The sequence below is a fragment of the Tuberibacillus calidus DSM 17572 genome (assembly GCF_000430685.1).
GTDB lineage: Bacteria > Bacillota > Bacilli > Bacillales > Sporolactobacillaceae > Tuberibacillus > Tuberibacillus calidus.
Genome location: NZ_KE387197.1, coordinates 39567 through 61642 on the forward strand (window position 1 = coordinate 39567; position 22076 = coordinate 61642).

35 protein-coding genes and 1 rRNA gene are annotated in these 22076 nt (G+C 45.0%); 34 read left to right on the top strand and 2 right to left on the bottom strand.

What is annotated here, in order from left to right; translation table 11 throughout:
• Positions 1-2: 2 nt before the first annotated feature.
• The 31 genes from rpsQ to H532_RS0117035 all read left to right on the top strand — a co-directional run bounded on the left by rpsQ (position 3) and on the right by H532_RS0117035 (position 18669).
• Complete coding sequence (gene rpsQ, locus H532_RS0116885) at positions 3-269, top strand: 30S ribosomal protein S17 (protein ID WP_027726439.1); 267 nt, start codon at positions 3-5, stop codon at positions 267-269.
• Between the two features lie 38 nt (positions 270-307).
• Positions 308-676 carry a 50S ribosomal protein L14 gene (gene rplN, locus H532_RS0116890; protein ID WP_027726440.1) on the top strand — a complete coding sequence of 123 codons (369 nt, stop codon included), beginning with the start codon at positions 308-310 and terminating at the stop codon, positions 674-676.
• 45 nt (positions 677-721) lie between these two features.
• Entirely contained in the window at positions 722-1033 is a 312-nt protein-coding gene (gene rplX, locus H532_RS0116895) for a 50S ribosomal protein L24 (RefSeq protein WP_027726441.1), read from the top strand.
• Positions 1034-1063: 30 nt separating this feature from the next.
• Positions 1064-1603 (top strand): 50S ribosomal protein L5, encoded by a 540-nt coding sequence (gene rplE, locus H532_RS0116900; protein ID WP_027726442.1) that lies wholly within the window; start codon positions 1064-1066, stop codon positions 1601-1603.
• A 20-nt stretch (positions 1604-1623) separates the two neighbouring features.
• Complete coding sequence (locus H532_RS0116905) at positions 1624-1809, top strand: type Z 30S ribosomal protein S14 (protein WP_027726443.1); 186 nt, start codon at positions 1624-1626, stop codon at positions 1807-1809.
• Positions 1810-1839: 30 nt separating this feature from the next.
• The gene (gene rpsH, locus H532_RS0116910) at positions 1840-2238 is read left to right on the top strand and encodes a 30S ribosomal protein S8 (RefSeq protein WP_027726444.1); all 399 of its coding nucleotides are present in this window, start codon (positions 1840-1842) and stop codon (positions 2236-2238) included.
• A gap of 29 nt (positions 2239-2267) precedes the next feature.
• On the top strand, positions 2268-2807 hold the full coding sequence (gene rplF / locus H532_RS0116915; RefSeq protein ID WP_027726445.1) for a 50S ribosomal protein L6: 540 nt from the start codon (positions 2268-2270) through the stop codon (positions 2805-2807).
• A gap of 23 nt (positions 2808-2830) precedes the next feature.
• Positions 2831-3193 (top strand): 50S ribosomal protein L18, encoded by a 363-nt coding sequence (rplR, locus tag H532_RS0116920; protein WP_027726446.1) that lies wholly within the window; start codon positions 2831-2833, stop codon positions 3191-3193.
• A 19-nt stretch (positions 3194-3212) separates the two neighbouring features.
• On the top strand, positions 3213-3713 hold the full coding sequence (gene rpsE, locus H532_RS0116925; RefSeq protein WP_027726447.1) for a 30S ribosomal protein S5: 501 nt from the start codon (positions 3213-3215) through the stop codon (positions 3711-3713).
• 13 nt (positions 3714-3726) lie between these two features.
• Positions 3727-3915, top strand: a complete 189-nt coding sequence (gene rpmD, locus H532_RS0116930) for a 50S ribosomal protein L30 (RefSeq protein ID WP_027726448.1) — start codon at positions 3727-3729, stop codon at positions 3913-3915.
• A 261-nt stretch (positions 3916-4176) separates the two neighbouring features.
• Positions 4177-4617: a 50S ribosomal protein L15 gene (rplO, locus tag H532_RS0116935; RefSeq protein WP_027726449.1), complete on the top strand. Its 441-nt coding sequence runs from the start codon at positions 4177-4179 to the stop codon at positions 4615-4617.
• Positions 4617-5906: a preprotein translocase subunit SecY gene (gene secY, locus H532_RS0116940; RefSeq protein ID WP_027726450.1), complete on the top strand. Its 1290-nt coding sequence runs from the start codon at positions 4617-4619 to the stop codon at positions 5904-5906. Before rplO ends, secY begins: the two co-directional genes overlap by 1 nt.
• A gap of 100 nt (positions 5907-6006) precedes the next feature.
• Positions 6007-6660 (top strand): adenylate kinase, encoded by a 654-nt coding sequence (locus H532_RS0116945; RefSeq protein ID WP_027726451.1) that lies wholly within the window; start codon positions 6007-6009, stop codon positions 6658-6660.
• Positions 6657-7403, top strand: a complete 747-nt coding sequence (gene map / locus H532_RS0116950) for a type I methionyl aminopeptidase (protein WP_027726452.1) — start codon at positions 6657-6659, stop codon at positions 7401-7403. Before H532_RS0116945 ends, map begins: the two co-directional genes overlap by 4 nt.
• Positions 7404-7420: 17 nt before the next feature.
• A complete protein-coding gene (locus H532_RS0116955) occupies positions 7421-7759 on the top strand; it encodes a KOW domain-containing RNA-binding protein (protein WP_027726453.1) in 339 nt (112 codons plus the stop codon).
• Positions 7737-7952 (top strand): translation initiation factor IF-1, encoded by a 216-nt coding sequence (infA, locus tag H532_RS0116960; RefSeq protein WP_027726454.1) that lies wholly within the window; start codon positions 7737-7739, stop codon positions 7950-7952. Before H532_RS0116955 ends, infA begins: the two co-directional genes overlap by 23 nt.
• An 82-nt stretch (positions 7953-8034) precedes the next feature.
• Entirely contained in the window at positions 8035-8148 is a 114-nt protein-coding gene (rpmJ, locus tag H532_RS0116965; protein WP_003322638.1) for a 50S ribosomal protein L36, read from the top strand.
• A 22-nt stretch (positions 8149-8170) separates the two neighbouring features.
• Positions 8171-8536, top strand: coding sequence for a 30S ribosomal protein S13 (gene rpsM / locus H532_RS0116970; protein WP_027726455.1), 366 nt, complete (start codon positions 8171-8173; stop codon positions 8534-8536).
• A gap of 13 nt (positions 8537-8549) precedes the next feature.
• Entirely contained in the window at positions 8550-8948 is a 399-nt protein-coding gene (gene rpsK / locus H532_RS0116975) for a 30S ribosomal protein S11 (RefSeq protein ID WP_027726456.1), read from the top strand.
• A 146-nt stretch (positions 8949-9094) separates the two neighbouring features.
• Entirely contained in the window at positions 9095-10039 is a 945-nt protein-coding gene (locus H532_RS0116980) for a DNA-directed RNA polymerase subunit alpha (RefSeq protein ID WP_027726457.1), read from the top strand.
• Positions 10040-10099: 60 nt separating this feature from the next.
• Positions 10100-10462, top strand: a complete 363-nt coding sequence (gene rplQ, locus H532_RS0116985; protein WP_027726458.1) for a 50S ribosomal protein L17 — start codon at positions 10100-10102, stop codon at positions 10460-10462.
• A 224-nt stretch (positions 10463-10686) separates the two neighbouring features.
• Positions 10687-11538: an energy-coupling factor ABC transporter ATP-binding protein gene (locus H532_RS0116990; RefSeq protein WP_038112845.1), complete on the top strand. Its 852-nt coding sequence runs from the start codon at positions 10687-10689 to the stop codon at positions 11536-11538.
• Positions 11514-12392 carry an energy-coupling factor ABC transporter ATP-binding protein gene (locus H532_RS0116995; protein WP_027726472.1) on the top strand — a complete coding sequence of 293 codons (879 nt, stop codon included), beginning with the start codon at positions 11514-11516 and terminating at the stop codon, positions 12390-12392. Before H532_RS0116990 ends, H532_RS0116995 begins: the two co-directional genes overlap by 25 nt.
• A complete protein-coding gene (locus H532_RS0117000; RefSeq protein ID WP_027726460.1) occupies positions 12389-13180 on the top strand; it encodes an energy-coupling factor transporter transmembrane component T family protein in 792 nt (263 codons plus the stop codon). The genes H532_RS0116995 and H532_RS0117000 overlap by 4 nt, the downstream gene beginning before the upstream one ends.
• Before the next feature lie 4 nt (positions 13181-13184).
• The gene (truA, locus tag H532_RS0117005; protein ID WP_027726461.1) at positions 13185-13952 is read left to right on the top strand and encodes a tRNA pseudouridine(38-40) synthase TruA; all 768 of its coding nucleotides are present in this window, start codon (positions 13185-13187) and stop codon (positions 13950-13952) included.
• 185 nt (positions 13953-14137) lie between these two features.
• Positions 14138-14575 (top strand): 50S ribosomal protein L13, encoded by a 438-nt coding sequence (gene rplM / locus H532_RS0117010; RefSeq protein WP_027726462.1) that lies wholly within the window; start codon positions 14138-14140, stop codon positions 14573-14575.
• An 11-nt stretch (positions 14576-14586) separates the two neighbouring features.
• Positions 14587-14979 (top strand): 30S ribosomal protein S9, encoded by a 393-nt coding sequence (gene rpsI, locus H532_RS0117015; protein ID WP_027726463.1) that lies wholly within the window; start codon positions 14587-14589, stop codon positions 14977-14979.
• Between the two features lie 287 nt (positions 14980-15266).
• On the top strand, positions 15267-15983 hold the full coding sequence (locus H532_RS0117020) for a YebC/PmpR family DNA-binding transcriptional regulator (RefSeq protein WP_027726464.1): 717 nt from the start codon (positions 15267-15269) through the stop codon (positions 15981-15983).
• Positions 15984-16197: 214 nt separating this feature from the next.
• A complete protein-coding gene (locus H532_RS0117025; protein ID WP_027726465.1) occupies positions 16198-16635 on the top strand; it encodes a DUF2521 family protein in 438 nt (145 codons plus the stop codon).
• Between the two features lie 101 nt (positions 16636-16736).
• Positions 16737-17450 (top strand): N-acetylmuramoyl-L-alanine amidase CwlD, encoded by a 714-nt coding sequence (gene cwlD, locus H532_RS0117030; protein WP_027726466.1) that lies wholly within the window; start codon positions 16737-16739, stop codon positions 17448-17450.
• A gap of 172 nt (positions 17451-17622) precedes the next feature.
• Entirely contained in the window at positions 17623-18669 is a 1047-nt protein-coding gene (locus tag H532_RS0117035; RefSeq protein ID WP_027726467.1) for an Mrp/NBP35 family ATP-binding protein, read from the top strand.
• A 274-nt stretch (positions 18670-18943) separates the two neighbouring features.
• On the opposite strand, the gene gerD is transcribed toward H532_RS0117035, so the two are convergent.
• Positions 18944-19546: a spore germination lipoprotein GerD gene (gerD, locus tag H532_RS0117040; protein WP_051263399.1), complete on the bottom strand. Its 603-nt coding sequence runs from the start codon at positions 19544-19546 to the stop codon at positions 18944-18946.
• Positions 19547-19706: 160 nt separating this feature from the next.
• Here gerD and H532_RS0117045 point away from each other — a divergent pair, with 160 nt between their 5' ends.
• Complete coding sequence (locus H532_RS0117045) at positions 19707-20300, top strand: KinB-signaling pathway activation protein (protein WP_027726469.1); 594 nt, start codon at positions 19707-19709, stop codon at positions 20298-20300.
• Positions 20301-20351: 51 nt separating this feature from the next.
• Here H532_RS0117045 and H532_RS0117050 read toward each other — a convergent pair whose 3' ends face one another.
• On the bottom strand, positions 20352-21101 hold the full coding sequence (locus H532_RS0117050; RefSeq protein WP_038112851.1) for a polysaccharide deacetylase family protein: 750 nt from the start codon (positions 21099-21101) through the stop codon (positions 20352-20354).
• A 148-nt stretch (positions 21102-21249) separates the two neighbouring features.
• On the opposite strand from H532_RS0117050, the gene H532_RS0117055 reads away from it, so the two are divergent.
• Both H532_RS0117055 and H532_RS20755 read left to right on the top strand, forming a co-directional pair.
• Positions 21250-21456 (top strand): hypothetical protein, encoded by a 207-nt coding sequence (locus tag H532_RS0117055; RefSeq protein ID WP_027726471.1) that lies wholly within the window; start codon positions 21250-21252, stop codon positions 21454-21456.
• Positions 21457-21997: 541 nt separating this feature from the next.
• Positions 21998-22076, top strand: a 16S ribosomal RNA gene (locus H532_RS20755); the annotation flags it as partial.

Consider the following 22076-nt stretch of genomic DNA (forward strand, 5'->3'; position numbering starts at 1 on the left):
GAGTGGCTGAAGATCGCAACAGACGCAAAACCCTTGTCGGTAAAGTCATTTCCGACAAAATGGATAAGACCATTACGGTGCTCGTCGAAACGTATAAAAAAGATCCGTTGTATGGCAAACGCGTGAAGTACTCCAAAAAGTACAAAGCCCATGATGAAGAAAACAAAGCCAAAGTTGGCGATGTTGTTCGTATCATGGAAACACGCCCGTTATCAAAAGATAAACGCTTCCGTTTGGTAGAAATCGTGGAAGAAGCGGTTATTATCTAAGTTAGATCGGACTGTAAACCCGAAGGGAGGGCCAATAAATGATCCAACAAGAAACACGTTTAAAAGTTGCCGACAACTCCGGCGCCCGTGAAATTTTAACGATTAAAGTTCTCGGTGGATCCGGAAGGAAAACAGCGAACATCGGCGATATCATTGTCGCGAGTGTCAAAAACGCAACACCCGGTGGCGTTGTTAAGAAAGGTGACGTGGTGAAAGCCGTTGTCGTTCGCACACGCAGAGGCGTCCGTCGTCCGGATGGTTCATACATCCGTTTTGATGAAAATGCGGCGGTTATTATCAGAGATGATAAAAGCCCTCGTGGCACGCGGATTTTCGGACCGGTCGCCCGTGAACTTCGCGATAAGCAGTTCACGAAAATCGTCTCGCTCGCTCCGGAAGTTTTATAATCAGATTGTTAAACAAAAGGAGGTGCGTGAAACGCCATGGCCAACATGCACGTGAAAAAAGGAGATAAAGTTCAAGTCATCTCCGGTAAAGACAAAGGCAAACAAGGCGTCATCTTGGAAGCTTACCCGAAAAAGGAACGCGTCCTAGTCGAAGGCGTCAATATCATAAAGAAACATTCCAAACCAACACAAGCGAACCCGCAAGGCGGAATTTTGGAAATGGAAGCGCCAATTCACGTTTCAAACGTGATGCCGCTTGATCCCAAAACAAATGAACCGACTCGGGTCGGCTATAAATTTATCGATGGTAAAAAGGTTCGTATTGCCAAAAAATCCGGTGAACCTTTAGACAAATAAAGGGAATCGATCGAAAGGAGGTCATGAGCCTTGAATCGTTTAAAAGAAAAATATCTCAAAGAAGTCGTACCGGCCTTAATGGAAAAATTTAATTACAAAAACATCATGGAAGTACCCGCGATTGAAAAAATCGTCATCAACATGGGCGTTGGTGATGCGGTGCAAAACTCCAAACTTCTTGATAGTGCGGTGGAAGAATTGACGGCGATTTCCGGTCAGAAGCCGGTGATTACCCGAGCTAAAAAGTCCATTGCCGGTTTTAAACTCCGCGAAGGTATGCCGATTGGCACGAAAGTCACTTTGCGTAAAGAAAGAATGTATGAGTTTTTAGATAAACTGATCTCGGTTTCTTTACCGCGCGTGCGTGACTTCCGCGGTGTTTCGCCAAAATCATTTGACGGACGCGGGAACTACACATTGGGTGTACGTGAACAACTCATCTTCCCGGAAGTTGACTATGATAAAGTCAACAAAGTTCGTGGTATGGACATTGTCATTGTGACAACGGCAAAAACGGATGAAGAGGGCCGCGAATTGCTGACCTTGCTGGGAATGCCGTTTAGAAAATAAGGAAAGCAAGGAGGGAAAGCATGGCTAAAAAGTCGATGATTGCAAAGGCGAATCGGCCGAAAAAATTTAAAGTGCAAGAATATACCCGTTGCCAACGCTGCGGACGGCCGCATTCCGTCTATCGCAAATTTAAACTTTGCCGTATTTGTTTCCGCGAATTGGCTTATAAAGGTCAAATTCCGGGCGTTAAAAAAGCCAGTTGGTAAACCCTTAGTTAGGGAAGGAGGTCATTTAGAATGGTCATGACAGACCCAATTGCGGATATGCTGACGCGTATCAGAAACGCTAACAACGTGCGTCACGAATCGCTGGAACTTCCGGGTTCAAAAGTGAAAAGAGAAATCGCTGAAATTTTAAAGCGCGAAGGGTTCATCAAAGACGTGGAATATATTGAGGACAATAAACAAGGAATTCTGCGCATTTTCCTAAAGTACGGACCGAATAACGAACGCGTCATTACAGGTTTGAAACGGATCAGCAAACCTGGCTTGCGGGTGTATGCAAAAGCAAACGAAGTGCCTAAAGTGCTTGGAGGACTCGGCATTGCGATTGTATCAACATCCAAAGGCATTATTACGGATAAAGAAGCTAGACAACAAAACGTCGGCGGCGAAGTGCTTGCTTACGTTTGGTAAAACCACCCACAGAGAATGGAGGTGTAACGATGTCTCGCGTTGGTTTAAAACCTATTGAGGTTCCAAACGGTGTAACGGTTACAATCAATGACAATAATGTGGTTGCGGTCAAAGGTCCGAAAGGCGAGTTGGTCCGCACCTTTCATCCAGATATGAAGATCATTTTAGAAGACAATGTCGTCCGAGTAGAACGCCCGAGCGATTCCAAAGAACATCGCTCATTACATGGCACGACGGCAAGCCTCATCAGCAACATGGTTGAAGGGGTAACGAAAGGTTACGAAAAAAACCTTGAACTCGTTGGTGTCGGTTATCGTGCATCCAAACAAGGTAAAAATCTAATCCTTAATGTCGGTTATTCCCATCCAGTCGAAATTGTGCCCGAAGAAGGCATCGAAATCGAAGTGAACGGCAATAACAAAGTTGTGGTTAAAGGCATTAGCAAGGAACGCGTCGGAGCTGTTGCAGCTAACATCCGCGCTGTCCGCCCGCCGGAACCCTATAAAGGCAAAGGGATTCGTTATGAAGGCGAAAATGTACGCCGCAAGGAAGGTAAGACCGGGAAGTAATCGCGGAAAGGAGTGACTGGTCAATGATCACCAAGTTGGACAAAAATGTCGTCCGCAAAAAGCGTCATCAACATGTCCGTCGTCGCGTGGCAGGTACTGCCGAACGTCCGCGCTTGAATGTTTTCCGTTCAGCCAAACACATTTATGCGCAAATCATTGACGATGAACAAGGTAAAACGCTCGTATCGGCTTCAACGCTTGATAAAGCTGCTGGTATAGAATATGGCGGTAACATTGAGGCCGCCAAAAAAGTCGGTGCGCTCGTTGCCGAACGCGCTTTGGAAAAAGGTATTAAAAAAGTCGTATTTGACCGTGGCGGATATCTCTATCACGGACGTGTAAAAGCGTTAGCGGATGCTGCCCGTGAAAAAGGATTGGAATTCTAATTCAGAAGGAGGGGAACTCATGCAAAACCGTGATCGCAATAAATCTGAACTCGAAGAACGCCTAGTTGCTGTAAACCGTGTCGCTAAAGTTGTTAAAGGCGGCCGCCGTTTCCGATTTGCGGCGCTCGTCGTTGTCGGTGACAAAAAAGGGAACGTTGGTTTCGGTACAGGTAAAGCCCAAGAAGTACCGGAAGCCATCCGTAAGGCTGTTGAAGCTGCTAAGAAAAACATGATCAATGTTCCAATCGTTAAAACAACGATTCCGCACGATGTCATCGGTAAATTTGGCGCTGGTAGCGTCTTATTAAAACCAGCTTCAGAAGGTACCGGAATTATCGCTGGCGGACCGGTCCGGGCTGTATTGGAATTGGCCGGTATTGGTGACATTCTATCGAAATCACTGGGGTCAAACAATCCGATCAATATGGTGCGCGCGACAATTGATGGCTTGCAAAAGCTGAAGCGCGCAGAAGATGTAGCAAGGCTTCGCGGCAAAACTGTTGAAGAGTTGTTAGGATAAGGGAGGGATAATCATGGCTAAAAAACTTGAAATTACCCTCACCCGCAGTGTGATTGGTCGTCCTAAAGATCAACGTGTTACTGTTAGGACATTAGGATTAAAAAAGACCAATCAAACGGTCGTTCATAATGATAACCCCGCTATCCGCGGCATGATCAACAAGGTTGCCCACCTTGTAAAAGTGAACGAAATCGACGAATAATTCGGGGACGGGTGGAAAGTCCCGTAAAAAATGAAAAATAACAAGGATTTGCCTCGGACGAGTAGAATTATTTAAAGATAAGGCGTCCAGAGGAGCTATTGTGGATCAAAGGTCACAGGATTCCAACATCCGAGACGGACAACGCAGGAAATGGTTCGATGGCTAAAGGTCAATCGGCAAAATGCTTATGAACTGAAATCAGCGGAATCGAAACCAACGTTAAAGTCACGGTGTAAAATTGTCTAATTGGGAGGTGCCGACATGAAACTGCATGAATTGAAACCCGCGGAAGGTTCCCGTCACGCTCGCAAACGTGTGGGTCGCGGTTACGGTTCAGGTTTAGGAAAAACTTCAGGGCGCGGTCAAAAAGGTCAAAAAGCGCGTTCCGGTGGTGGCGTACGCCCGGGATTTGAAGGCGGTCAAATGCCATTGATTCAACGTTTACCTAAACGTGGCTTTAAAAACCCGACTCGCAAAGAGTATGCAATCGTCAATGTAGAAACGTTGAATCGCTTTGCTGAGGGGACAGAGGTAACACCTGAGCTGCTTCTGGCTGAACGGGTTATTCGAAAACTCAATGACGGGGTCAAGATCCTTGGCAACGGTAAATTAGAACGTAAATTGACCGTTAAAGCGCATAAGTTTTCCGATTCGGCAAAACAAGCCATTGAATCGGCCGGCGGAACTGCCGAGGTGATTTAATGTTTCAGACTATCTCCAATATATTTCGCGTCGCAGATATTCGCCGCAAGGTACTTTTTACTCTGCTTATGCTCATCGTCTATCGAATCGGAACCTTTATACCGGTTCCGTCTGTGAATAGTTCCGTTATTACCTTAGAAGGAAATCAGGTATTTGGGTTTTTAAATATGTTTGGCGGTGGCGCATTGCAGAACTTTTCCATTTTATCAATGGGCATTATGCCATACATCACGGCATCGATTATCGTCCAATTGTTGCAAATGGACGTCATTCCTAAGTTTACGGAATGGTCTAAGCAAGGGGAGATGGGGCGCCGGAAACTCGCCCAAGTAACCCGATATGGCACGGTTATTTTAGGATTTATTCAGGCGATCGGCCTTGCCTACGGATTTAACGCAAAATTCCCTGGGCTTGTGATCAACCCTAGCATTTGGACGTACTTGCTCATTGCGCTCGTGTTAACAGCGGGCACAGCTTTCTTAATGTGGCTCGGTGAACAAATCACCGCATACGGCGTAGGCAATGGGATTTCAGTATTGATCTTTGCCGGCATTGTCGCAAGGATCCCGAGTGCTATAGATGAGATTTATACCACGCAATTCAAAAATACTGATAATCTCTTTTTACAAATTGTTTATCTTTTAGTGATTGCTTTAGTTGTTATTCTTGTGGTGATTGGCACCATCTTTATACAACAAGCAGTCCGTAAAATTCCGATTCAATATGCCCAACGCACAACGATCGGAAGGAATGTCATCGGGGGAGAAGCGACCCACTTGCCAATTAAGGTCAATGCAGCAGGGGTCATTCCGATTATCTTTGCGATCTCCCTGATCATCACACCGCCGACCATCGCCGGGTTTTTTAAAGAAAATGCGGTGACGCGCTGGATCATAAACACCTTTAACTATACAACGGTGTCCGGTATGATCATTTACGGGCTCTTGATCATTGCGTTTACGTATTTTTACACCTTTGTCCAGGTCAATCCGGAGAAAATGGCTGATAACTTGAAGAAACAAGGCGGTTATATTCCCGGTATTCGTCCGGGCAAAAACACGGAAAAATATATTACCCGTATTTTGTATCGGTTAACCTTCGTAGGCTCCATTTTCCTTGCGGTTGTTGCAGTATTGCCGATGATTTTCACCGATGTCGCCAACTTGCCGGCGAATATTCGCATCGGCGGTACGAGCTTACTGATCGTAACCGGTGTCGCCTTAGATGTCATGAAACGGATTGAAAGCCAATTGGTAAAACGCCATTACCGTGGTTTTATCCGACGGTAATCGCAGGGCGTCGTAACGAAAACGGAAAGGTCGTCCATTTTTTGATGGTGCTTTTCGGGACCATTGATTGGCTTAATTCGCAAAAACATGGAGGCTGGCTATGAACCTCATTTTAATGGGACTTCCGGGTGCCGGAAAAGGCACACAGGCTGAACGTATTGTGGAGAAATATGGTTTGCCTCATATCTCCACGGGAGATATGTTCCGAGCAGCCATTAAAGAAGAAACGGAACTAGGCAAGAAAGCCAAATCCTATATGGATGCCGGTGAACTTGTTCCGGATGATGTCACCATTGGTATTGTTCGTGAACGTTTGGGTAAAGCTGATTGTCAAAAAGGCTTTTTACTTGATGGCTTTCCACGTACGACAGCCCAAGCTGAAGCGCTCGATAACCTATTGGCTGATATGGGCCGGCAAATCGATGCGGTCCTTTATATAGATGTCGATCGGGACAGCCTATTAGAACGCTTGACCGGTCGCCGCATATGCAGTCAATGCGGAGCAACCTACCACATCACGCTCAATCCTCCAAAAGAAGAAGGCGTATGTGATAAGTGTGGCGGAGAATTATTCCAAAGAGATGACGACAAGATCGAAACGGTAAAGACCCGATTGGAAGTTAACGAGAAGCAACAGAAACCGCTGTTGGATTTCTATAACAAGAAAAATTGTCTTCAAGAAATCGACGGCAATCAAGACATCGATGACGTTTTCGCTTCCATCGAGCGCGTTTTGGGAGGCCTTCCTGCTTGATTATCAGGAAAACCGAACGCGAAGTCGAGGCGATACGTGAAGCAGGTCGCATCGTCGCACGAACTCTCCGTGAGATCGAGAAAATGATTGAACCCGGTATCACGACGTTGGAACTTGATCACATGGCTGACCGTTTGATTCGCGGCATGGGAGCCATCCCCTCATTTAAAGGTTATGAAGGGTTCCCCGCCAGCATTTGCACATCTGTTTCTGAAGAAATCGTGCATGGTATTCCGGGGCCGCGCAAATTAAAAAACGGCGACCTCATCAGCATTGATATCGGTGCCTGTTATCAAGGCTATCATAGCGATTCAGCGTGGACTTTCCCGGTAGGTCAAGTAACCGATGAGGCAAAAAGGCTGATCCAAGTCACCAAGGACGCATTGTATTTAGGGATTGAAGAGATTAAGCCCGATGCGAGATTATCCAACGTGTCGCATGCTATTCAAAAGCATGTCGAAAGCGCGGGATTTTCCGTCATTAGGGAGTTTGTCGGTCATGGTGTGGGTAAAGACCTCCATGAGCCTCCTGATATCCCAAATTATGGGCCTAGGAACGTTGGCCCCCGCTTAAAACCAGGGATGGTCCTAGCCATAGAACCTATGGTGAATATGGGACGCCGGCAAATTCGCGTTCTTGATGATGAATGGACCGTCGTGACGGCTGACGGAAAACCATCGGCTCATTTTGAACATACCGTTCTGGTGACTGATAATGGTTATGAGATTCTGACAAGACCTTAAGCGTAGGTGATGATTGATTGACAAGCGGGTCGGACCAAACGCCCATACCCGGACAGATTGCACGGATTTTAAAGGGTAGGGACGCTGGTAAATACTGTGTCATTGTGCGAGTTGTTGACGACCGTTTTGTTGAAGTGGCGGATGGTGACAAGAGGAAGTTCGATCGCGCCAAAAGAAAAAACATTCATCATCTGGAGCTTCAATCCTTTGTTTCCGAAGAGGTCAAAAACAGCATTGACGAGACCGGAAAAGTCACAAACGGCAAGCTGAGGTTTGCCATCGCAAAGTTTTTGGATGAGGAATCAAGTGATCAAAGGAAGGGTGAGTCGATCGATGGCGAAAGAGGACGTCATTGAAGTTAAAGGCACCGTGATAGAACCATTGCCAAATGCGATGTTTCGTGTAGAATTAGACAATGGTCATAAAATTTTAGCGCACATTTCCGGCAAGTTGCGGATGCACTATATCCGAATTTTACCCGGTGATAAAGTGACGGTAGAATTATCTCCATACGACTTGACGCGCGGACGAATTACGTATCGGCATTAGCGTTTGATTATGACTCTTAGCCAATTGTCTGAGAGTCCATTAGGCGTCAGGATACTGACGACGAAAGTAGGAGGTTTTACACATGAAGGTCAGACCATCGGTGAAACCCATTTGTGAAAAATGCAAAGTTATACGCCGAAAAGGCACTGTCATGGTCATTTGCGAAAACCCTAAGCATAAGCAAAAACAAGGATAATTTTTGAGGAGGTGTCACGCTCTTGGCACGTATTGCAGGTGTTGATATACCGCGTGATAAACGCGTCGTCATTTCGTTAACTTACATTTACGGGATTGGTAAATCGACAGCTCAAAAGATCTTAAAAGAAGCCGGTGTCTCTGAGGATACGCGCGTTCGCGACCTGACTGAAGAAGAGCTCACTCGCATCCGTGAACAAGTTGACAAACTGAAAGTCGAAGGGGACCTTCGCCGTGAAGTATCCCTTAATATCAAACGTTTGATCGAAATTGGTTCCTACCGTGGTCTTCGTCACCGTCGTGGTTTGCCCGTTCGCGGTCAAAATACGAAAAACAACTCACGGACGAGAAAAGGTCCACGTCGTACCATCGCCAACAAGAAAAAATAAAGGAGGTAGCTAAATGGTTAAACGTAAAGATGCACGCGGCGGCCGGAAACGCCGTGTCAAAAAGAATATAGAAAGCGGCATCGCACATATCCGTTCTACATTCAACAACACGATTGTCACGATAACGGACCCTCATGGTAACGCTATTGCTTGGGCAAGCTCCGGTGGCTTAGGCTTTAAAGGTTCCCGGAAATCCACGCCTTACGCAGCGCAAACAGCTGCTGAAGCGGCTGGTAAAGCAGCGATGGAACATGGTATGAAAACCATCGAAGTCTCTGTCAAAGGACCCGGTGCTGGCCGTGAAGCCGCTATTCGTGCCCTCCAAGCGGTAGGTTTGGAAGTCACCGCGATCCGCGACGTGACCCCTGTACCGCATAACGGTTGCCGCCCACCGAAACGTCGCCGCGTATAAGTATAAAAACCCGTATGGCTTGTCAATAATAGGATTTATGCGATATTGAACGATCCATGCGTTTTCCGGTTCGCCCGGTGTTTAAGGGGAAATCTCGGTCGCCCATGGCTACCCAGGTTTCGACGTTAGAAGGAGGGTTTCGTTGAATGATAGAAATCGAAAAGCCGAAGATTGAAACGGTTGAAATCAGCGATGATGCAACGTACGGCAAATTTGTTGTTGAACCACTCGAACGTGGATATGGTACGACCTTAGGTAATTCACTTCGTCGCATTCTGCTGTCATCCCTTCCGGGGGCTGCGGTCACTTCTGTTCAGTTTGACAACGTGCTTCACGAATTTATGACATTGGAAGGGGTTGTTGAGGATGTCGCTATGATCATCCTTAACATTAAAAACCTTGCCATGAAAATTTATTCCGATGAAGAAAAAACGTTGGAAATTGACGTACAAAGGGAAGGGGTCGTCACTGCCGCGGATATCATCCACGATAGTGATGTTGAAATTCTTAACCCCGACCTTGTGATTGCCACCCTTTCAGGGGATGCACGCTTCCATGTCAAAATGAGAGCGAAAAAAGGACGCGGCTATGTCCCGGCAGAAGGAAATAAAAGCGACGATTTACCGATCGGTGTCATTCCGATTGATTCGATTTATACACCGGTCTCACGGGTCAACTACCAAGTTGAAAATACACGTGTCGGTCAAGTCACCAACTATGATAAATTAACCCTCGATGTTTGGACTGACGGTAGCATTAGACCTGAAGAAGCTGTTTCCTTAGGTGCGAAAATTTTAACCGAGCATCTTAACATATTTGTCGGGTTAACCGATCAAGCACAACATGCAGAAATTATGGTTGAAAAAGAAGAAGACCAAAAAGAGAAAGTCCTCGAAATGACAATCGAAGAACTGGATCTTTCCGTCCGCTCCTATAACTGCTTGAAGAGGGCGGGAATTAACACGGTTCAAGAACTGACGCAAAAAACCGAAGAGGATATGATGAAGGTTCGGAATCTCGGCCGTAAATCGCTCGAAGAAGTACAGGAAAAATTAGCGGAATTAGGTCTTAGCCTGAGAAAAGAAGAATAACGGTTTGCCTTTCTTTTTTGCGCAAAAGAGAAAACTACTTCATGAAGGAGGGAACTCGGTATGGCATACGCGAAGTTAGGGCGTGATTCCTCCGCCCGTAAAGCATTATTCCGCGATTTAGCAACTGACCTGATCATCAACGAAAGAATCATCACCACACAAGCTAAAGCGAGAGAACTTCGTCCTATCGTTGAGAAACTCGTGACGCTTGGCAAGCGCGGTGATTTACATGCTCGCCGTCAAGCAGCGGCTTTCGTTCGCAAAGAAGTAGCGGATCAAGAAACCGGTAAAGACGCCATTCAAAAATTATTTGATGACATTGCGACCCGTTACGCAGACCGTCAAGGCGGCTATACCCGGATCTTAAAAGTTGGACCGCGCCGCGGGGACAATGCAGAACAAGCTATCATCGAATTTGTATAAACGCGAAAAAGGGCAAAGTGGATAGGTGTTTTTTCGACCTTTATCTCCTTATGCCCTTTTTTTTATAAGATTGGATTTTCGCGTTTACACATAGATGAGGTTACAAGGTAAGGGTGAGATGGGGTTTACGTCTCTGAATGTTTGTTTGCCTAAATAAGGGAGCCTGACTGCGGGCTTTCTTCTTTTATGTAATAGTAATGCAAAGAATCTCCGCATAAGGAGAGATGAGTTTGAGTCGAGAACGATTGATTGAAGTGAAGGATTTATCCTTTCGATACAAAGCGGATGCCCCGCTTTCGCTTGATCGGGTATCTCTCGAAGTCTATGCCGGTGAGTGGCTCGCGATTATCGGTCATAACGGATCGGGAAAATCAACGCTAGCGAAATGCCTTAATGGGCTTATACTTCCTGAAACCGGTACTGTTCTGGTGGATGGCTTGAATACACGCGATGAGGACGCTATATGGGAGATCCGCCGCCGCGTCGGCATGGTTTTTCAAAATCCCGATAACCAATTTGTTGGCACAACGGTACAAGATGATGTGGCTTTCGGCATGGAAAACCATGGCATTGACCGTGATGAAATGGTGAAGCGGATGGCTTCCGCATTAAAACTTGTCAATATGGAAGGCACTGAAAATCGGGAACCTCACCGTTTGTCCGGCGGTCAAAAACAACGGGTGGCGATTGCTGGCATTATCGCCTTGCAGCCGTCCATCATCATTCTAGATGAAGCGACATCGATGCTCGATCCAAAAGGTCGGGAAGATGTCCTTAGCGTCATGCACGAGTTAAATAAAACGAAAGGCATTACCGTGATTTCGATTACCCATGATTTGGATGAGGCGGCCGGAAGTGATCGGATTATCGCGATGGAGAAAGGGCGGATCGTACTTTCCGGTACACCGCGAGAAGTTTTCCAACACCCCGAACGGTTACTCGAATTGGGTCTCGATTTGCCTTTTGCCATCAAAATGCGGCAAGCCTTATCGGAGCAAGGGATTGCGGTTAGCCCTGACGCCTTTAGCGAAGAAGAGTTGGTGGAAGAACTGTGGAAATTAAAATCAACCATCTAACCCATATATACCAACCGAATACCCCATTTGAAAGTCTGGCGCTTTCAGACGTCAATGCCGTGATTCCTTCTGGGGCTTTTGTTTCAATCATCGGTCATACGGGGTCAGGAAAATCCACCTTGGTCCAACATTTTAACGGCTTGCTGAAGCCGACCGAAGGCGAAATCCATGTCGGGGATATGATCATCTCAAGCAGTACTAAGAATAAAGATTTAAAAGCATTACGAAAGAAAATCGGAATGGTCTTTCAATACCCTGAACACCAACTGTTCGAGGAAACCGTTGAAAAAGATATTTGTTTTGGGCCGTTAAACTTTGATGTTCCGCTTGAGGAAGCGAAACGCCGCGCCCGAGAAGCTCTGGAATTGGTTCATTTGCCGGAATCCATCCTTGATCGCTCGCCATTTGAGTTAAGCGGCGGACAAATGCGGCGCGTGGCGATTGCCGGTGTCCTCGCACTGGAGCCGGAAGCCATTATTCTAGATGAACCGACAGCAGGCCTCGATCCGAAAGGCAGGCGGGATATTTTAGACTTATTTACCCGGCTCCATAAGGAAAAAGGGATGACGACCATCATGGTCACACATAACATGGACGATGCCGCGCTTTTATCGGACCAAGTGATTGTCATGGATCATGGACGATGCCTCATGCAGGATCGCCCGGAAATCGTTTTTTCTGAAGAGAAGACATTAACCTCTTTAGGGCTTGATCTCCCTCGAGCTATGCGCTTTTTGCGAAAGGCAGGTCAGAAGCTTGGGCAACAATGGGAGGAACCCGTATTCTCAACAGAAAAGGCTGCCGAAACGATCGCTCGCAGTTTTGTAAGGAAAAAGGGCGGTGACCGTTCATGAAACTTATTATTGGGCAATTTGTGCCGGGGGACTCCATCATTCACCGCATGGACCCCAGAGCGAAACTTATCACGGTCTTTATTTTTGTTTTTATTGTTTTTTTGGCCAATAATCCATGGACATATGGCTTTCTCTTAGCGTTTACGGTCCTCGGCATTTTGGTGTCAAAAGTCCCTTTCAGTTTTATTTACAGGGGGTTAAAACCGGTTCTGTTCATTATTATCTTCACCTTTATTCTTAATGCCCTGTTTACCCGACAAGGGGATGTTTTGATTTCTGCAGGGTGGTTTCAACTGACAACCGCGGGGCTGAAGCAAGCGATCTTTATTTCCATTCGCTTATTAGCCATTATTGTTGTGACGACGCTTTTGACGCTCACGACTTCCCCCATTGCCATTACCGATGGCTTGGAGACGCTTTTAAAACCACTGAAAAAATGGCGCTTCCCGGTCCATGAATTTGCTCTTATGATGTCCATCGCCCTCCGCTTTATTCCGACATTGATGGAGGAAACGGAAAAGATCATGAAGGCGCAAATGGCAAGAGGCGTAGACTTTTCTTCCGGTTCTCTCGTCAAAAGGGGAAAGGCCATTATCCCGTTACTCGTGCCGCTATTTGTGGGAGCTTTCAAAAGAGCAGAAGACCTTGCCATGGCCATGGAGGCGCGGGGGTACCGCGGCGATGTTGGCCGGACCAAGTTTAGGTTGTTAAAATGGCATGGGCGTGATACGGGTTTATTGAGTGTCTTAGCGGTTTTAACCGCTGCTCTAATCCTCATGAGGGGATGATCGTATGCAACGAATGAAATGCATCATCGCCTACGACGGAACCGATTTTTCCGGCTATCAAGTGCAACCGAACGCTCGCACGGTTCAAGGTGAGCTTGAACGCGTTTTGCAGCGGATTCATAAAGGCGAGGCCATTCGTGTTGCGGCATCGGGGCGAACGGATGCCGGGGTTCACGCGAAAGGACAGGTCATCCATTTTGATTCACCCCTTCAAATCCCCGGAGAAAATTGGGTGAAAGCGTTAAATGCCCTTTTACCGGATGATATCCATGTCCTTCATGCAGAACCCGTAGCGAAAGACTTCCATGCCTGTTTTAACAGCAAACGAAAAGAGTATCGCTACCGGATTTTGCAAACCCCAGAGCGCGACCTCTTCCGCCGGCATTATGCTTATCACGTACCCGTTCCATTAAATGTTGAGGCGATGCGTGAGGCAGCCAAACATTTAATTGGAAAACATGATTTTACATCCTTTTGTGCTTCAGGGACATCGGTTTTGGATAAAGTGAGGACGATCTATCAGTTGGATGTGGAACCTGAAGCCGATGAACTCGTTATACGCGTGATTGGCAATGGCTTTTTATACCAGATGGTGCGAATTATAACGGGGACTTTAATTGAAGTCGGTAAAGGAAAGCGAAAGCCGAGTGATGTCATCGACCTTTTGGAAGCGAAAGACCGCACAAAGGTGCCGGAAACCGCTCCGCCGCAAGGTTTATATTTATGGCGCGTCGATTACGAAGAGGCGCACGAAATTAGTATAAAACCTTGACATTCGGTGTCCTATATTATATATTATGATTTGGCATTTCTAAAACAAACGACCACTTATAGCCCCGTAAACTATAGTTGGTTTCACTGGAAATTGCATATGTTGTTTTCACTTTCAAAATGAACATGGCGCCAATAATCATTGGCGATGAACGATTCGAAATTGTGTTTAAGGAGGGAACCATGGTGCGTACTACGTACATGGCCAAGGCTGAAGAAGTCGACCGCAAGTGGTATGTCATTGATGCGACAGGCCAAACTATCGGTCGTCTTGCAAGCGAAGTGGCATCGATTTTACGCGGTAAACATAAACCCATCTATACACCGCATGTTGATACAGGTGATCACGTCATCATCATCAATGCAGACAAAGTTCGTTTTACAGGCAAAAAATTAAAAAACAAAAAATATTACAACCACAGCGGTCACCCGGGCGGATTAAGAGTTCGGACCGCAGAAGAAATGGTTGCGAAATATCCGCGGGAACTGTTGGAACGCACGATTAAAGGGATGCTTCCGCATAATAGTCTCGGACGTAAAATGGCGAAAAAACTTCACGTTTATTCGGAAAGCACACATCCGCATCAAGCGCAAAAACCTGAAGTGTACGAACTCAGAGGTTAGGAGGGAAACCATTGGCACAAGTGCAATATTACGGAACCGGCCGACGTAAAAGCTCTGTCGCACGCGTACGCCTCGTCCCTGGCGATGGCAAAATCGTGATTAATAAACGCGACATTGATGAATACATGAATTTTGAAACACTCAAGAAAATCATTAAACAACCTCTCGTCGCAACAGATACGGAAGGTAAATACGATGTGCTCGTTAATGTCGAAGGTGGCGGCTTCACCGGTCAAGCAGGAGCCATCCGCCACGGCATTGCCCGCGCGTTATTGCAAGCCGATCCTGAATATCGGGCAACATTAAAACGCGCCGGCTACTTAACACGCGATCCGCGTATGAAAGAACGTAAGAAATACGGTCTTAAAGCGGCTCGTCGCGCACCTCAATTCTCGAAACGGTAATTGGCGGTTTTTACAAAGGGCTCTCAACCAATTGGTTGGGGGTCTTTTTATACGTAAAAAAATATGAAGGCTAGGGCACGTCATCCGCTTTCTTAAGCCTCCTACACTTACGAATGTGTCAGTGATTGATGAGAGAAAATGAGATAAGCTGAGATACATTGATGTCACAGTATGCTACTCTCTTTTGAGTGTTCAATTGATAAAGATGCCGGAAACCATACAATAAGGTATAATGAAGGCGGATGAGTGATATTTCTGATCTATGACGGAAAGTGAGTGTTTATACAGTGGGACGGAAATGGAATAACATTAAGGAAAAAAAGGCGGCCAAAGATGCCAATACAAGCCGCATCTATGCAAAATTCGGCCGTTTAATTTATGTGGCAGCGAAAAAAGGTGAGCCAGATCCTGAGGCCAACCCTTATTTAAAAAGCGTCCTTGAGCGCGCGAAAACCTATAGTGTTCCTAAAGCGATCATTGACCGGGCCCTTGATAAAGCAAAAGGCAATACCGATGAGCATTACGACGAACTCCGTTACGAAGGTTTTGGGCCAAGCGGTTCCGCCATCATTGTCGATGCTCTGACGAATAACGTGAACCGTACCGCCGCTGATGTTCGCGCGGCTTTTAATAAAAATGGCGGTAACATGGGTGTGAATGGGTCGGTTTCGTATATGTTTGATGAAACGGCTGTCATTGGGGTTGAAGGCAAAACAGCCGATGAAGTATTGGAAATCTTGATGGAAGCCGATGTCGACGCTCGCGATATTTTGGAAGAAGACGATGCAGTGATCGTCTATGCAGAACCGAGTGCTTTTCATGCTGTCAAAGAAGCTTTTAAAAAGGCGGGGATTGATGAGTTTACGGTTGCTGAGATCACCATGCTGCCACAAACGGAAGTCACGCTCCCGGAAGATGCCAAAGCGAAATTTGAAAAATTAATTGACACATTGGAGGACTTGGAAGACGTCCAACAAGTTTACCATAATGTTGATTTATCCTAAAGAGGCGGAAAACCGCTTCTTTTTTTATGTCTTTTTATAAAAAGACGTCTAACGTATTACGCCTGATCTTCTGCCACACTTCCATGATTCGTTCATATCGAACTTCTTCCGATGGCAAGCACTTTTGTTGAACCCTTGTCCCACCTATGGCAAAAGCTGTTAGCATGGTCTCCTTCTGAATGCAAAATCTAATAAGGAAAGGAGGCCATTTAAATTGGGCATTGTCATGAGTTTCCTCGAAAAGCAACGCGATAAACAGCTTGACTTTGAACGAAAGACGTTGCGTGAACTGTCGATTCCGCAAATCGAAAAAACGATTGATGAATATTTTGCGCCTTTTTTTCAGGCGATGGATCCTTATAAAAGAACGATTTCCGATATGTGCATGGATTATGCGATCGAGGCTTGTTTGCTCGGGGCATCTTACGGACGGTTTGGGTATTACGGCGAATCAGCTGAAAGTGCGTTTTTGCGAAGCGAATCGCGGGTGAAAGAACTCATAACGGACTTATTTGATTTTTGGCTGTTTTGGTATGAAGCCCAAGATTTGCGGTTTGAATCACTCTATAAGGCATGTGAAGGGTTTATGTATTACTGGTGGAAAGAAGGCTTTGAAAAGGCCGTTCGCCGGTATCGGTTACGCCTGCAATAGACTCATCCAACCTCGTTAAAAAGTTTACCGCTTGTTCACATAACCAAAGCCCTTGTCCCATATACATTTTTATAGAGAAATAAAGGGCGGAGGAGAAAAACGTGCGGAACAACTATAAGAAAATCATCATTATCATCGGTGTATTACTTCTCATTATTATTTTGAATTATGAAATCATCACGAGAAATTCTTGGTCCAATTGGCATTTACCCCTTGCAGGTAAAATTATCGTGTTGGACGCCGGCCATGGCGGTCCAGATGGCGGGGCCGAGGGCGGCGAGCTTACGGAAAAAGAAGTCAGTTTGAAGATCACACAAATGCTGCGAGATTACCTACAGGAGGCCGGCGCCTTAGTTGTGATGACGCGAGATGAAGACAAAGACCTCGCCGATGAAGACACGAAAGGATTAAGCCGGAGAAAAACGCAAGATTTAAAACGAAGAGCCAAGTTGGTGGAGACATCCGAAGCCGATCTTTTTATCAGCATTCATCTCAATGCGATTCCCTCGGCACGATGGAGGGGGGCACAAACCTTTTATTATCCAAAATCGGAAAAGAACAAACAGCTGGCAGCGTTTATCCAAGATTCGCTGAGGGAGCAGCTTGAAAATACGGATCGGAAGGCCAAGTCGATTGGTCAAATATATTTGCTAAAAACGGTTAAAGTTCCAGCAGCCCTTGTTGAAGTCGGCTTTTTATCGAATCATGAAGAACGGGCGCTTCTTAAAAGCGAAAAATACCAGAGAAAAGTGGCTGAAGCCATTTATCATGGCATTATGCGTTTTTATACGAAGGAAAAGCCGCCAAAATCTTAAATTTCCGCAAGTATCATGTACTTGCGGTTTTATTTTGTAAAAAAAAGCATCTCTATTTTTGAGGGAACAGGCAGGCCCTCGTATGAATGTTGTTAAGTGAGCGCGTTTTGCGGGGCAATTTTTTATACAATTTGTTATACTGATGATAATGGAGGAAAAGGAGGATAAAACCATGTTAACGGAAAAAACCGTAAGAGACATTGTAAATACCGTCAAAGATCCCCATTTACATAAAAGTTTAGCGGAAACAAGTGGAATTAAGGAACTTAAGATTTCAGATACTTTCGTTAGCCTTAAAATTGCTTTGGCCAAAACTCAAACACCGGAGCAAATGAAGGTCCAACGAGAAATTGTGGCCAAACTGAAGGCAGCTGGAGCTCAATCTGTCGGCTTGCGCTTTGTCCCCTTAGATGATGTGGAGCTAGAGAAGTTTGGCGGCATCCCTGAACCAGGTCCATCACTTCTTTCGAAAAAAAGCAAAACGATCTTTATCGCTGTTGCCAGTGGGAAGGGCGGCGTCGGTAAATCGACCGTTTCCGTCAACTTGGCGATTGCTTTGACCCGGTTAGGGAAAAAAGTCGGGATTTTGGATGCCGATATTTACGGATTCAGTGTTCCCGACATGATGGGTATTGAATCCCGGCCGCGGGTCGTTGATAAGCGCATTCTTCCTGTTGAACGGTTTGGCGTCAAAGTCATATCGATGGGCTTTTTTGTAGAAGACAATTCACCCGTTATATGGCGTGGGCCGATGCTCGGGAAAATGTTGAATAACTTCTTCAGCGAAGTGGATTGGGGCGAATTGGACTATCTCATCTTGGATCTACCTCCGGGCACCGGGGACATTGCCATGGATGTCCATTCCATGATTCCCCATTGTAAAGAAATTATTGTCACGACACCACATGCTACAGCGGCGTTTGTTGCTGCTCGGGCTGGGGCAATGGCTGTAAAAACCGACCACGAAATCCTTGGTGTCATTGAAAACATGTCGTATTTTGAAAGCAAGGTAACGGGTGAAAAAGAATATGTCTTCGGTAAAGGTGGCGGTGAAAAACTGAGTGAGGTGCTTGGGACGGAGTTGCTTGGGCAAATCCCGCTCGGACAACCCGATGAAAACCCGAATGAGTTTGCCCCCTCTGTTTATGCTGGAGATCATCCAATCGGCAAGATTTATTTGAACATCGCTGCAAAAATCGTAGACAAGCTGGAACAATAATTAACATGGCGCATGGAGAAGTTTTCCTTATAAGAAGGCAGATGGCGAATCATTAGAGATGCAAGCTTGCTTTTTCCAAAGGAACACGTCTCGCATTGCCTATTTTAATAGGAAAACCCGCGATGTAAATGAATTTCGCGGCACATTGCGGCGGGTTTTTCGTTAATTCCATGCCTTAAAGTAATCGATGTGTATGACCCACAATCAAAAAAAGCTGACTCATATCTTTTTTCACATCGGAAAGAGCTGAGTCAGCTTTTACCATATTTAAGACTCAGGTTTGGCTACCCTGTTGTTGGGAATGGTCGCCTTTCTCTGTTGATTTTTTCATTTGTTCACTAACGGCCTTCGTGATCGCTTCAGTTAGCTTCGCAGAAAATACCGGACTTTCAACAGCTTCCAGTATGCTTTTTTGGATTTGTTCGCGGAACGGTTTCGTTTGCAACAACTCCAGGTATTCTTGTTCCATATTTGGCGCTTTAAATACTTGCATGAGCAAGCTTTGGTACTGTGGGTCTTTCATTAACTGTTTTAATAATTGCTCGTTATTTTTTTGCATGGCGACGGCTACCGTTTTAGCAAAGTGAGGGTCTTGGAACATCGCCGTCCAAAATTTTTTCCCTTGTTCGGATGTTAACGTTTCGGTTATCGTCTTTTTAACAAAATCTTGATCAAGTAAAAGTTGTTTTTTAACCTGATCGTCATTGAATAAATCCTGTATCGCTTTTTTTCCGTCATCGCTTTTTATTATGTCAATGACCATTTTTTTCGTTTCTTGGTAATCAGGACTTGCACTTGGCGTCGATTGGCCTGAACAACCAATTAATAATAACAAGCCAAAAACGATTATTGCCGTTTTTTGTAAAAGCGCTACCAAAGGGATTTCCCTCCTTTTCATTTCGGATCGGATTGCTCGCAACTTTCTCCTATTAAGGTGTGTCGTTGCGATAAATTTATTCAATGAATAGGGAAACGGTGGTTTTTTTGAAGAGGTGTTGGTAAAATCTTGAGTGGATAAGTATTTGGGGGATGAATCGGTGAATATACAAAAGTGGGTTTCGCTTTTTTTGAAAACTTTAGTGTTAGGGATTGTGATCTATTTTATTGTCGGTTGTTTGGCACAATGGCGGGATCTTTCCCATTATTTATCGACCGGAGATCCAAAAGGCATTGCCTTTACACTCATTAATTTTATCATTTTCGGCGGCCTTTTTAGCGTTTTAAGCCAGATGGGATTTTTTGCATACTTAACGCTACACAGAATCGCCCTCGGTGTTTTTCGCACTTATTGGCCGATGATACAATGGGTTTTGATTTTGTTGACCTTTTTTGATTTAATTTATTTCCGTTATATTAGCTCAAAAACGCCCTCATCCTTGTTATCTTATTTTCTTTTACCTGTTGTGTTAGCGGTTATCTCTTATTATGTGGCATGGCGCAAACAACGGGAAACCAATCGGACGGCCTTCGTTCCGACATTGTTTTTCATGTTCGTCATTACAAGCCTTGAATGGTTAGTCGGCCTTTTACATAATGAAGATTTTCGCCTCATCTGGGAAATCGGACTCACTTTAATTGGCTGTAATGCCTACCAAGTGCTAAAGTTGCATCGTCTAATAAGAAAGGACTAGTCACCGGACTAGCCCTTTTATTATTACCCATGAATAAAACCGCAAGTTTCTTTATTGTACGATTTTGTTTTTGCTTTCTGCATTGTTAACTAAATCGGATATCGTAACGAATGAATAGCCTTTATTTTTAATCGTACGGATGATTTCAGGTAACGCCAAAACGGTATCGCCAGCAGAATCTGAAGCATGAAGGCGGATGATAGCCCCTTTATCGATATGAGACACAACATCTTTGATGATTTGTTTTTTTCCGGGTTTTTGATCGTCATGTGGATCGATGCTCCATAAAACCACTTGCATATTTGCACGGCTTGCCGTTTCGATGATTTGTTGGTTTACTTCCCCTTCTGGTGGTCGTAAAAATTTGACATGGTCAACCCCGGCTTTTTTTATAAAAAGATTAGCCTGGCCAATATCTTTTCGAATCTCGGCCGGCTCCATCGCGGTATAAGCGCGGACTTTCATGCCATATGACTCGATTTCAAAACGAGCCTCTTTCATTTCGTTGATTAAATCCGGATGAACATTGGCCCACTCACCTGTAACAAAAAAAGTCGCTTTTATCCCTTCTGATTTTAATATGTTGATGATTTGTTTAATGCGTGTATCTCCCCACGCAAGATCAAAAGTGAGCGCCGCCTGTTTTTGATTTGTGTTTACTTTTGATAATGCGCGCGGCCCCTCAGAAGTGTTAAACACAGCCATCTCTTCATTTTGAACGTAAGCAATCAGTGCCGCAAAAAATGAAGCTAAAATAATCAAGGTGATATTCTTTATTTTCCGCCCATTCCATACCCACATAAAATGCAAGGCCAAGACCTCCTAAAAGACGGTTTGTACCATTTTATTTTTTATTGGGACGAGATATGCCTTTCTCGTTTTCTAAAGGAATAAAAGGGCGAAAAGTGGTAATCATAACACCAAAACTCTAGTTTTTGGGGGGCTAAATGTGATTGGAGCGTTGTTTGAAGACCATGAAGTGCGCGAACTCGAATATCTATTAAAGAAGGAGATGGAAGCGTTAAGTTGTGAATTACAAGAACCCGATTTGAATCACTTAGTCAAACGCGCCATGGAAGAAAGATATCGATTACTTTTTAACATATATAAACGGTTTGTACCCAAACAAGAATGCCTGAAATATATGAGGCAGTAATGACCGTTGTTTCTACAAATTGTTTAGATTAAAATGTTGACGACATTAAAAAAGCCTGGTATTATATTTATCGTCGCTGTTATGAAGAACAAAAAGTGGCGACGTGCGGCGAACTCAAGAAGCTATTGACACCTTGTTGTTAATATGCTATGATATATGAGTCGCTAAGATATGAAGTCTTTCGACATTGCGTCGAAACAGATCTTCATCGCTCTTTGCTCAAAACATCTATAAAAAGGATGTTTCAAGTCATAGCGATTTCACGATGTATCGTTCCTTGCTTAAAACATCTTTAAATAAAAGGATGTTTCTCGCAAGTCGTAGCGATCTCAAGATGTATTGCTCCTTGCTTAAAACATCTTTCGATGTTTTGCGCAAATCGAAGTTGAATCGAGATGCATCGCTCTTTGAAAACTGAACAAAAGCCAAGCGCAAACTGTATAAAGGGCAACCTTTTACAAGACGCCAAGGATTTAAACAAACGTAAGACCTTTAAGCTGAATGTTCAGCTTCATGATATACGGTGTCCCGAGACACCGCTTTTACGGAGAGTTTGATCCTGGCTCAGGACGAACGCTGGCGGCGTGCCTAATACATGCAAGTCGAGCGCGTGAAATTCG